Origin of the sequence: Halobacillus litoralis (assembly GCF_004101865.1) — a bacterium.
GTDB classification, from domain to species: Bacteria; Bacillota; Bacilli; order Bacillales; family Halobacillaceae; genus Halobacillus; species Halobacillus litoralis_A.
Genome location: NZ_CP026118.1, coordinates 1,659,870 through 1,671,401 on the forward strand (window position 1 = coordinate 1,659,870; position 11,532 = coordinate 1,671,401).

Annotated in this window: 11 protein-coding genes; 7 read left to right on the forward strand and 4 right to left on the reverse strand. The window is 41.6% G+C overall.

The window, feature by feature from the left end:
• Positions 1-75 precede the first annotated feature (75 nt).
• On the reverse strand, positions 76-1,977 hold the full coding sequence (gene shc / locus HLI_RS08265; protein WP_128524550.1) for a squalene--hopene cyclase: 1,902 nt from the start codon (positions 1,975-1,977) through the stop codon (positions 76-78).
• Between the two features lie 112 nt (positions 1,978-2,089).
• Between shc and HLI_RS08270 the strand changes: the two genes are divergently transcribed.
• From HLI_RS08270 to HLI_RS21565, 4 genes are all read left to right on the forward strand, one after another.
• Positions 2,090-3,202 (forward strand): DUF2515 family protein, encoded by a 1,113-nt coding sequence (locus HLI_RS08270; protein ID WP_241655957.1) that lies wholly within the window; start codon positions 2,090-2,092, stop codon positions 3,200-3,202.
• A 46-nt stretch (positions 3,203-3,248) separates the two neighbouring features.
• A complete protein-coding gene (locus tag HLI_RS08275) occupies positions 3,249-3,584 on the forward strand; it encodes a CBO0543 family protein (protein WP_128524552.1) in 336 nt (111 codons plus the stop codon).
• A gap of 106 nt (positions 3,585-3,690) precedes the next feature.
• Positions 3,691-5,106, forward strand: a complete 1,416-nt coding sequence (locus HLI_RS08280) for a hypothetical protein (RefSeq protein ID WP_128524553.1) — start codon at positions 3,691-3,693, stop codon at positions 5,104-5,106.
• Between the two features lie 215 nt (positions 5,107-5,321).
• Complete coding sequence (locus HLI_RS21565; protein WP_164908519.1) at positions 5,322-5,474, forward strand: hypothetical protein; 153 nt, start codon at positions 5,322-5,324, stop codon at positions 5,472-5,474.
• Positions 5,475-5,538: 64 nt separating this feature from the next.
• Here HLI_RS21565 and rlmD read toward each other — a convergent pair whose 3' ends face one another.
• Together rlmD and HLI_RS08290 are read right to left on the reverse strand one after the other, a co-directional pair.
• Entirely contained in the window at positions 5,539-6,999 is a 1,461-nt protein-coding gene (gene rlmD / locus HLI_RS08285; protein ID WP_128524554.1) for a 23S rRNA (uracil(1939)-C(5))-methyltransferase RlmD, read from the reverse strand.
• A gap of 104 nt (positions 7,000-7,103) precedes the next feature.
• The gene (locus HLI_RS08290) at positions 7,104-7,859 is read right to left on the reverse strand and encodes an AraC family transcriptional regulator (RefSeq protein ID WP_128524555.1); all 756 of its coding nucleotides are present in this window, start codon (positions 7,857-7,859) and stop codon (positions 7,104-7,106) included.
• Positions 7,860-8,026: 167 nt separating this feature from the next.
• On the opposite strand from HLI_RS08290, the gene HLI_RS08295 reads away from it, so the two are divergent.
• On the forward strand, positions 8,027-9,949 hold the full coding sequence (locus tag HLI_RS08295) for a right-handed parallel beta-helix repeat-containing protein (RefSeq protein ID WP_128524556.1): 1,923 nt from the start codon (positions 8,027-8,029) through the stop codon (positions 9,947-9,949).
• 137 nt (positions 9,950-10,086) lie between these two features.
• Here HLI_RS08295 and HLI_RS08300 read toward each other — a convergent pair whose 3' ends face one another.
• Positions 10,087-10,398 carry a hypothetical protein gene (locus tag HLI_RS08300; RefSeq protein WP_128524557.1) on the reverse strand — a complete coding sequence of 104 codons (312 nt, stop codon included), beginning with the start codon at positions 10,396-10,398 and terminating at the stop codon, positions 10,087-10,089.
• 188 nt (positions 10,399-10,586) lie between these two features.
• Here HLI_RS08300 and HLI_RS08305 point away from each other — a divergent pair, with 188 nt between their 5' ends.
• The gene (locus HLI_RS08305; protein ID WP_128524558.1) at positions 10,587-10,775 is read left to right on the forward strand and encodes a hypothetical protein; all 189 of its coding nucleotides are present in this window, start codon (positions 10,587-10,589) and stop codon (positions 10,773-10,775) included.
• A gap of 349 nt (positions 10,776-11,124) precedes the next feature.
• Positions 11,125-11,385 carry a WGxxGxxG family protein gene (locus HLI_RS08310; RefSeq protein WP_128524559.1) on the forward strand — a complete coding sequence of 87 codons (261 nt, stop codon included), beginning with the start codon at positions 11,125-11,127 and terminating at the stop codon, positions 11,383-11,385.
• The last annotated feature ends 147 nt before the right edge of the window (positions 11,386-11,532 follow it).

Below are 11,532 nucleotides of genomic sequence, written 5' to 3' on the forward strand. Positions count from 1 at the left end.
ATAAGGAAAACCTTTTTCTTATTGATTGCTGCCAAATCATAAGAATAAAGGTCTTCCCATATACAACCACCCATATTATATAACATTGCTTAAAAACTTCTGCTTGTAATGACTTAATGTGAGAAGCGGCCAAATATAACGATAGCTGTGATAGTGAATATAAAATGCTCCTCCCATCCCCTGCCCTTTCGGATAGTCGCTGGTCCAGTCACGGTTATTTCCTTCTTCGATTAGAAATTGGATTCCATTTTCGATTGCCGTAGTAGTTGTCGGTGAAGCTGCAATGAGAGCATCTACGGCCCATGCGGTATGAGTCAGGGTACTAGAATTTAATGGCACATAGCTCTTCTTTGTATCACTTTTACAAGATTCTCCCCACCCACCATCTTCGTTTTGAATTTCCTTAAGCCACTGGACAGCTTTGCGGACCATCGGTGTTTCCCTATTAGACCCGCATGCCATTAAACCTGTTACGGCAGCCCATGTCCCATAAATATAGCAGATCCCCCAGCGCCCATACCATGAGCCATTTTGTTTTTGATCCTTCCTCAGCCAGTCAACCCCTCTTTTTATCACGGAATGACTTTGATTTAAGTTCGTAAAATTCCCCAAGAATTCAAGTGTCCTACCTGTTAAATCAGCAGTTGACGGGTCAAGCAGTAAGAATTTCGCCCCTTGGACGGGCAGCAGGTTTAAGATATTCTTATCAACATTTCTCTCAAAGGATGGCCAGCCGCCGTCATTGTTCTGCATCGCTATTCCCCACTGGGTACCTCGCTCCCAGACTTGATGTAAATCCGGTTGCGAAGCGATATTCCTCCTAACTGCCCGTAAACTTGCCGTAGTGTCATCAACGTCAGGATGTATTGTATTCAGATTGGAAAATCCCCACCCTCCAGGCCTCGTGTAGGTGTTGTGGACGACCCAATCCCCATACTTATACTGCTGCCTGGAAAATAAATAACGATTTGCCTTTTGAATGACCTCAGCATTCTCGGTGATACCTGCTTCTTGAAGTGCATAACTGATCAGGGAAGTGTTCCATACGTCTGCGGTTGTGTACTGCATATGGATTTTGCCGTCTATGAAAGTCGCCATCGACTTCAAACCATTGACAGCATTTGTGATTCGCTTGTCTTTTTTAGAAAAACCCAGTGATAAAAGGGCATAAATCATCAAGAAAGTAGCACTGAAATAATTAAGGAGGGTACCATCCGGTTCGACGCGCTTCAGCATATACTGTTTTGCTTGTTCTGCAGCGATTTCCTCGAGGTGGCTGAGTGTATGAAATTTGGATTGGAGTGAATTAGTTAACGAAGATAAGTAATTTCGCCATTCGATTGTACGCATCTGTTCCCAATAGAGCTCATGACCAGACAGATCACGTTGCGCATAAAGATGAGACAAATCAGGGGTTTGGGAGGTCGTTAATCGGTATTTTTTATGAGCCAGCAGCATAATCGGTACAATGTTGGCTCTGCCAAACACCGAAATATCATAAATATTGAGTGGGGAATAAACCGGAAGTAAAATTGCTTCTAGTGGAATCGGAAAAAAATTCGGCCAAGCCTCTTGCCCGGTTAATGCGAGCATGATCTTGGTAAACATTCCAGCCTTGTTCAACCCTCCTTGTTTAAGGATGAATTGTTTTGCTTTTAACATGTTGGGGGCATCACTGTGGACAAAGCCCGAGTATAAGAGACCGTAATAAGCTTCGATCGTAGCCGATAAATTCCCTTGATCTTCATCATAAAAAACTTTCCACGCCCCGTTTTTCTCCTGTTTGCTGATGATTCTTTCAACCAGTGCCTGAACCAACTTCTCCTCATGAATCTCCAATGAACGTAATAAAATGATCATATAGGCATCGGTCGAAACCCCAGTTTCAAACGAATAATCCCAGGATCCATCAGGAGATTGATCCTTTTTCAAAATATTTGTAAGGCGTTCCATTTCAGATGCCACAAATCGATTCATACTACCCACCCCTCCTGGAAAACGTACTACCTATACTTATTCACAGGTGAAAACAGACATTCCCTGAGAGGAGTGATCACTTCTGCTGAAGGCTAGAGAAACACTTCATACCTTGGAAAAATTAAAAAAACAGCTGCAAAAGAAATACAAAACAACGGATGTTCAAACTGCTGATCCACTACCTTCAAAGGACCAGCAGCTGATTGCTTCGATTCGTGACAAAACAAAGAAGCTTAATATTAATAATGTGACCCGCACTAAGGCTTATTTAGACTTCTATTTACGGCATCCAGAAATCGAATGGGCATTTCTTGGACACATGGTATCACGGAATGGCGGCTGGAATATGACTGATTTGAAAGGGGAATTTCTAGCAAAGCTATTAACTGAAAAAGAACAAATGCAGTTCTTTTCATTTTTAGAACGAGGAAACTGGCTGATTTTCCAGGATATTTACCCACAGTTCCTCCTCTATGAAGAGAGTTTGACAAGGCAGCAGCCACACTTCAGCCTTCTTCCGCATCTAAACGTATCAACATTCATGGAAGTGGTTTGGCCAGAGTTTTGGAAAAATGAAAACCGAACCACCCTAGCGCTTGCGATGATCATCAATGAACAGAGTTACTTGGAAAAACGGGTCATCCAGCACCCCGAGTACCAAAATACGGTCCTTAATACAATAATGTTCAAGTTACAGGACCTGCTGAACATGAGCCACATCATCTTCCCCTACCACCAGAAACCCAATGCAATAAACTCACTGGTCGGGCGCACCTTGAACCAATTCTCTTCCCTGCCAAGACGAATCGGATTGGGGAAGCAGCTATACGCTATACTATTTTCCGATCCAAATCGCCTGAAACGTATAATGAACTGGGCTGTGGCCACTCCTCATACAGGATCCCGTAAAGATTACTGGCCACACATCTTTAATAATGTAAAAGAAACATTACCAGGACAATTGTATATCCCCCAAACAAAAAATTGCATGCTGCAAAAAGGCTCACAACACATTTACAGTCCAAGGCTTGAATATGCTTGGAAAAATAGTAACCACGCGAAAGCTGAAGCGGGGGACTGGTTTACGAGTTGGTCCGCTATCGATTATTTAGAGCCGATCACCGAAAATATTAATGGAGAGATTAAACATGACTATTGTGAAACCATCGAAAAACTCGAATGGACTGTCTTCACCAAAAATGTCTTATTTCAACGCCAACAGTAAATCATCCTATTTGCCCTATCTCTTCACAATGGTGGCAGCTTCACTAATGACCACGTATATCGAATTATGGTTCACCGCACAGAATCACTATATCTTTCTGACCCGTCCCTTTCCTACTGTGTTTCTAATTGACATTCGTCTTACACTCATCGTAATCCCTTTATTCACTTTCATAGCTTTATGGATAATGAAGTCGTTGCAGGGGATGAATCGATTCAGCTTCATACTTCTTACCAGTTTGCTGGCGATGCTGCTGGAGCCGGTTTCGGAGCAGGCTGGATGGGTCGCATTCAGCCCAGATTGGAAGCACCTCTATTCATTTTTTGGATATGCCGTCTTCCTTCTGCTTATCCGCCGAATTCACGTGATCGCCGACAGATAGTTCAAATACCGTTAACAATATTCATGGGCACGATTTGAGATTATTTATGCTCCCTGTGATACGATGTGTAAAGTCAACACATTGAAGCAAGATTGGAGCATCATTAATGAAACAAATAACCAAACGAGGGTATACCTTATTTATCAGTCTATATGTGATTATGCATTTCATCGGTGCTTTCGCAGGAGAAGAAAAGCTTTCGACGACCCTGTCCCTATTCGGTCTGGCATCCTTTGCCATCGGGTATTTCTTTTTATCTATGAAACAGGCATGGATTTCGCTTTTACTCTTTGTAATCGCCCTGATTGTTCACATTTCTGCAGGTACTTCTCTCATAGAAGCAAGCGTATCGGGCTTCACAGTGATGAGTGGACTGATCGCCCTCTTACTTATCGTACCTACAATCAGCTGGGTATTAGAAGAAAAGCCGTACATTGAATCCGTTATTAATTTCGCCCAAAACTTGCTCAACACAAGTCGCAAGTTTTATTTCGGAATGATGGTCATTACACAAATCATCTCCTACTTCCTGTTATTTGGTTCCATCCCTATGGTATATGGGATGATTAACGATTTTTTAAACAACCAAAAAGGTGAAGCATGGGAGAATTATAAAGGGACAGCTTTACTTCGTGCCTTCGCTTTAACAACGATGTGGGTAGTCAGCATACCGAGTTTTATTTTTGCCGTGCACGCGCTTGGTGCATCGTTAGGTTTATCCATTTTGCAAGGCTTTTTCATCTCTATCGCCGGTATCCTTCTGTCTGTTCTCTTCTCATATTTTCAGGAACGGCATTATGGAGTGGATCTTACCGCAGGCATCCACGAACAACTAGCTGAAATTACAGAGAAAAAACAGCAAGGGACACATGGAAATCGAGATGCGCTCGAATTCGGATTTTTATTTATAACGTTATTCGGTTCCATTTTCATTCTCAATGCGATTTGGGACGTTCAGCTATTGCTTATCATCCCCATCGTGATCGTAGCCTGGGTCATCCTTTACTTCATCATTCGGGGGAGAAGCAGTGCGATTGTGGAGAATGGGAAAACGTATGGTGCGAAAAGCATTCCTAACAAAGCCCAGCAATTCTCGATTCTATTAGCAGCTGGATTTTTAATCGACGCAGTTAATCAGTCGGGATATGGTGAATATATTATTGACGGACTTTTTTACATCACAGATGCCGTTCCGTTCTTGAACTTCCTATGGGTTCTTCCTTTTGTCGTAATTATTCTGGGGTTTATCGGACTTGGTCCATTGACGGTCATCGTGCTGGTGTCAGGTATTTTACAAGGGGTCGAATTGCCTTACCCACCTGAGATAGTTGTCCTTGGCATTACATCAGGGAGCGTAATTTCGATCATGCTGTCCCCGCTGATTTTGCCATCGATCATTCTAAGTTCTGTTAACCGGCTCAGCATCATCAAGAACGGTCTGCTATTTAACTATAAATACGCCATTGCCTTTTATCTCATGGTGCAGATTTATCTTCAACTTTTTGTTGTGTTGTTCTTATAGAAGGAATCACTATCAAAAAAGATGGCGAACAGCTGCGGGATCACTGAAGAACTGCAACTTTTTATGAGTTATGCATCAAATAAAAAAGCCGAGTTGGACGATTTTATCGTTCAACTCGGCTTCTTTTCTGCAACCTCTTGTACACGCTAGTGGTTTTTAAATCAAAAAAAACACTCATTTTAAATGGACCTCGTTGCTTCCACGAGGAGCTTTCGGTGGTGACGCCTGCGGGAACAGCACGAGTCGAAGATCCACTTGGTCAAGTGATCATCTTGACCAAATTAGCTGGAGCAGTTCCCGCGGCAAGCATCCACCGCCAAGCGATTCGTGGGAAGCAACAACAAACTTTAACAACTCCTCTAGATTGACAGTTTTTTTTTTCAGTCGTCTCACAGCTGCTCGCCATCTTTTTTTCTTATTCAGCAGAAGTGGTCAGTTTTTGAGCACTAACTTTGCAACTGATTCTACATGATAAGTCTGTGGAAACATATCCACTGGCTGAATTCCTTCAACCTCATACCCATTCTTCACCAAGTATTTCAAATCCCGTACTTGTGTTTCCGGATTACAGGAAACATACACGATCCGCTTCGGCTTAAGCTTCACAACGCTTGATAAGAATGCTTCATCACTCCCGCTTCTCGGCGGATCCATAATTACCACATCCGCTTTATCTCCGCGTTCTGCCATTTCCACCATGAATTCCCCGGCATCACCCTGGTAGAAGCGGGCATTTTTCACACCGTTACGTTTCGAATTTCGGATGGCGTCTTTAACCGCATCTTTATTCATCTCTACGCCAATAACCTTTCTTGCTTTCTGGCTGGCAACCAGACCAATCGTACCGATCCCGCAGTAGGCATCGATTACGGTTTCCTTGCCAGTCAACCCAGCCATTTCAATCGCTTTTCCATATAACTTCTCCGTCTGGACTGGATTGATCTGATAGAAAGATTTCGCTGATATCTCGAATTTCAGTCCACATAAAGTATCTGTGATTGTTCCTTTGCCGAATAATACGTCCTCCTGATTGCCCAGCACGATGCTGGTGTCCCGTTTATTCACATTCAGCAGCATTGTCGTAATTTCGGGGTGGGCTTTTCGTAAAGTTTTCACAAAATTCTTTTTCCCCTTGAACTCAGAGGATGCGGCGACCAGCACCACCATGATTTCCCCGCTGACTTTACCAACTTTAATCAATACGTGCCGCAAAAACCCCCGTCCAGTATCTTCGTTATACGGCTGCATTTTAGTGTTTTTCATATAGTCCTTGAGCGTCCCTGCGATCTCATCCGCTTTCGGATCGTGAATGAGACACTTATCAATCGGGATGATTTCATGGGTGTGCGGTCCATACAGCCCGCCAATCACCTCTCGCTTGTGATTCAAGCCGAATGTCGTGTGGTTCTTATTACGGTAATCATACGGGTGATCCATTGTCATAATAGGTTCAGGCTTTACGAACGGCTTCATCAAGGTATCTACTGTTTCCTGCTTGAAACGCGATTGCGCCTGATTGCTCATATGCTGGAGCTGGCATCCGCCGCACTCGTAATAATACGGACACGGTGGATCGACCCGTTCCTCTGCTGAAGTGATAACACGCTTCAACTCTGCGTTCACCAAACTCCCTTTTTGAAAGACATTCACCTCCGCCTTTTCACCAGGCAAAAGAAGTGGCACTTCCAGCTGCTTCCCTTTCCACTCGGCAATGCCTTTGCCTTCATTGGTCAAACCCGAACATGTCACCTCAGCGGTTACAGCGTTCTTACTGCGTTGAGACTTGCCTTTGCGCTCGTTATTTCTGGATTTGTTTTGTTTCCCATATGATTTTTCAGAACGTTTAGGTTTATTTTTGGATTTCTTATATCCAAGACTTTTTCGTTTACTCATAGGCACTTCCTGTCTTTAGTTCATTTGCCCTCATTATAAACCACCCAAAGCGGGCGGTAAAACAAACGATGATAAAAAACGTCCCGTCCAAAAAGCTTCAGGCTTTACGATATCCCTCTATATTCCCTCGGTGAATAGGCAGTTACCTTTTTAAAATTCCGATTGAATGACCGCAAATTATTATAACCGCAACTCATAGCAATCTCACCAATCGTCTTCTGCCTATTTTTCAATAAATAACAAGCTTGTGAAATTCGGTATTGAGTAAGATATTCGGTAAAGGATATATTCGCCATCTGAACAAATAGCTTTGATAAATAGGCATAATCATATTGTAGATCTTTGGCAACAGATTTTAATGTGCAATCCTCACAATAATATTTATCCACGTAAAGCAGAATTTTATGAAACACCTGTGTTTTTGAAGAATAGGCAACGGGAGTCAGGCTGGTTTGGTCCACTAGAGCACCACATATGTCATAAAGAAAACTCTTTTGTCTATAAATTGAATCCAATCCATGTAAGTCAGGGACATCCTCTAAATGAATCTGATTATTTTCAGGAATGGTTCCCTTAGCGTTTGCAAAAAAATGTCCAATTAATTCAGGTGAAAAAATGACGATTGTAATATTGGAATGTTTGATTGTTTGAAACTCATGAATCTGATTATTAAAAATAAAAACTAAATCATTTTTATGTAGTGAATATTTCTTTTTATCAACGGTTGCGAGCAATTCCCCTTCATTTACGATGATTAATTCATAAGCCCGGTGAAAGTGGAGAGGGAAATTCTCATTAACCAGCGTGAAGTGCTCAAATGACTCCTTCTCTTCTACTCCATGACGCTCAAAGAAAACCACGGTCTTCTCCCCTTCCCATATACACTAATATTGTCTTATATTGTACTATATTTTGAATAGTTTTAATTTTATAGAATTTTTATAATGAATATAATGCTTGTTCACCATTAAGTGCCGGGATAAGCCAAAAGCATCGCTTGAATAGTTGAACTAGAGGAGGAAGGTAAATGGCTTTTGAATATCATGTTGCAAAAAATGGATCGGACCTTAGCGAGGGAACGGAACAAAGTCCATTCTTGACCATCAATCAGGCTGCATCTGCTGCAGTTGCTGGGGATACTATCATCGTCCATGAAGGAGAATACCGTGAATGGGTGAAACCGAAGAATTCAGGATTAAGTGAAACGAGAAGGATTACTTATAAAGCCGCTGACGGAGAGAGAGTTGTCATCAAAGGATCTGAACAAATTCATGATTGGGAGCAACTTGAAGGATCTGTTTGGAAAACTAGCGTGTCCAACGATTTATTCGGAGACTACAATCCCTTTAAAGAAGAAATTTTCGGTGATTGGGTTGTATATAATCCCGGAAGACATCTGGGAGATGTGTATTTGAATGGAAAGTCCTTTTATGAAGCTGAAAATCTCGAACAAGTTATGAACCCTTCTATACAAACGGAAGTATTGGATCACTGGACAAATAAGGTGGTTCCTGCGCACAATCCCGGCCAATCCAAATATGACTGGTTTGCAGAAGTAGGTGAAAATAAAACAACCATTTATGCCAATTTTCATGGAGAGGATCCTACAAAGGAATCAGTTGAAATAAACGTTCGGAAATGTTGCTTTTATCCAGTAGAAACAGGTGTGAATTACATTACTGTCAGAGGCTTTGAAATGGCCCAGGCCGCCACTCCCTGGACACCACCTACGGCCGACCAGCCAGGGTTAGTCGGTCCCCATTGGAGTAAAGGATGGATCATCGAAGAGAATGTTATTCACGACTCCAAGTGTAGTGCAATCAGTATCGGCAAAGAAGGTTCCACAGGAAATAATTATCGATCGAAACGAAAGGATAAGCCGGGCTATCAATACCAGTTAGAATCTGTCTTCCTGGCCGGACAAGCTGGTTGGAGCAAAGAGAAGATCGGATCCCATACGATCCGGAACAACACGATATATGATTGTGGACAAAATGGGATCGTCGGACATTTGGGATGTGTTTTTAGTGAAATATATAACAACCACATTTATAATATCGCTTTAAAGAGAGAGTTTTATGGACATGAAATCGCAGGGATTAAGCTCCACGCCCCCATTGATGTACAAATCCACCACAATCGCATCCATGACTGCTCACTGGGGACATGGTTGGATTGGCAGACACAAGGGACTAGAGTAAGCAGTAACCTTTACTATCGAAACAATCGCGATTTGTTTGTAGAAGTCAGCAGTGGGCCCTACATCGTTGACAACAATATACTGACGGCGGACTATGCCTTAGACAATCATGCGCAAGGAGGCGCCTACGTCAACAATTTGATTCATGGAGAAATGGTACATCGGAAAATGCTGGACCGGGCAACCCCTTATCATGTGCCTCATAGTACAGAGGTGGCTGGGTTTGCTGTCACCTATGGAGGAGATGACCGCTATTACAATAATATCTTCATAGGTAAGGAAAGCTTAAAAGAAGTAGGGACTGTTCATTACAATGGATATACAGCGTCATTAGAGGAATACATCGAAGTGGTCCATCAAAACCCAGGAGATCATGAAGCATTTAATAGTGTCGAACAGCCTGTTTATATTAACCATAATGCTTATTTAAATGGGGCGGAATCTTTTGAACGTGAAAACGAAAAGATAACGGCAGACCAATTTGACCCTGATTTAAATATCATTGAAGAAGGGGACGAAGTGTATCTTTCCTTTGTGCTCCCAGACAATTTCGAGGAAATGCTTGGAAGTGTTCAAACGACCCAAACCTTGAATAGAGTCCGTATTGTTGATGCAGACTTTGAAAATCCAGATGGAAGCGAAGTAACCTTAGATAAAGATTACCTTGGAGAAAAAAGGCAAGAAAAGAGTGTCCTGGGGCCGATCACCAAGTTGCAAAAAGGGAGAAATTATATAAAAGTATGGGGCTGAGTAATTATTCCTGTTAGTTAAAGAAAAAATACATTTTTAGAATTTTACTAGCCTTAACACACTCTCATCATATAGGAGGCGTGTTTGTAAATCTCCATGTGCGGAAAATATAAGTTTATAATAAAATTCACGACTAGTTATTCCATTTGACTGTTACTTTTGTTTGGTGATTCATTATAAGGATCTTCACTCTTTTCACTTTTATCATCGTGAGTAGGGTGAGCACCATCTTCTTGTCTAGGTAGACCTGCGTGCAAATTCCGATTTTCATAAGCGAAATTACTATAATACTGCTGCCCTTCTTTCCACGGCGTCTCTTTGTTTTCTACAGGATCCTCATTCCCTTTAGGATGGCCATAAGATCCATCAGGAAACTCTTCAGCTGTAAGAAAATTATTAAGTGTTTCTGCGTTTGCAAAATCCGTATATTTTTGATTTTTCTTTGTCATAAGTACCTCCCGTTTTTAAAGTATTTTAACCAAGGTGTAGTCAAACATACCTTCCATTTTTGCAATAAAATTGGGAATATCCTATTGAATTAGCACAATCTTACCTGTGTAAAAAAATGTCTAAATAAATAAACTAAATGTGTTCTTAAAAACAAGGACTTAAAAACACTGTAAAGGGATGGTTACTGATGAACGGTCGACAAAACGGATCTTCTTGGTTATCTTTAGGTACTGCTGGGGCTATTGGCGCCGCTGCTATGTATGGTATGTCACGAATAAACCGTAATGGCGGTGCAAAACAAATGGCAGAAAGAGCAAGAAATAGTCAACCAGTTCAAAATATGCAAAATACACTCCCTAATTTTGGCGGGAAATAAAAATCATTCCTAAAAGACCCCTGAGAGGGGTCTTTTGTTTTTCTGCACCAAATATAAACTTAAATAAACTATAAAATACCGGGGCTTAGCCCTCCGCACAAGATGATCTTCCAGAGATTTTTCGTAAAGACTATCCACTTTAAGATGATGCCCTTCTGAAACTTACATAAAACTTGATTGTTCTTTGGACCAAAGATTCCATCCAGCGAAAGATTTTAGTCTATATCTTTAACACGGGTATAATTATATACTTTTGTCTAACCCCATCCCCTGATTTCCCGTAAGTTATGAATAATTTTCCTTGTTTGTGAAAACCTAATCCTGAACTAAAATTCAGGAGGTATAATCTATGGTAAAAAAAGTGACTTATTTACTTTGTTCTTTTTCTTTAGCCACAATGATTTTCGGTGGTTCTGTATTGGCTAACACTGGTGAAACCAATAATAACAATGGTAACAATGATGTCGTCGATATGGACAACGACATCAATGATGACGTCAGAAACGTCGCAACAGGAAATAACAACGATGATGATACAGACTGGGGCTGGGTTGGACTAATTGGTTTAGCCGGTTTACTTGGATTGCGTCGCCGAGATACTAGAGACTAATAATGATGGAGAGGCCCACGAGGCCTCTTTTTGTATTTACAGATCCACCTCCCGAGGTGGTAAAACTACAACGAAACTACCCCCGTTCCTTCAGCTAACGGCTAGTTCGGTATTCGCTGTTCGAGACTTGAACCCTGGAATTCATGG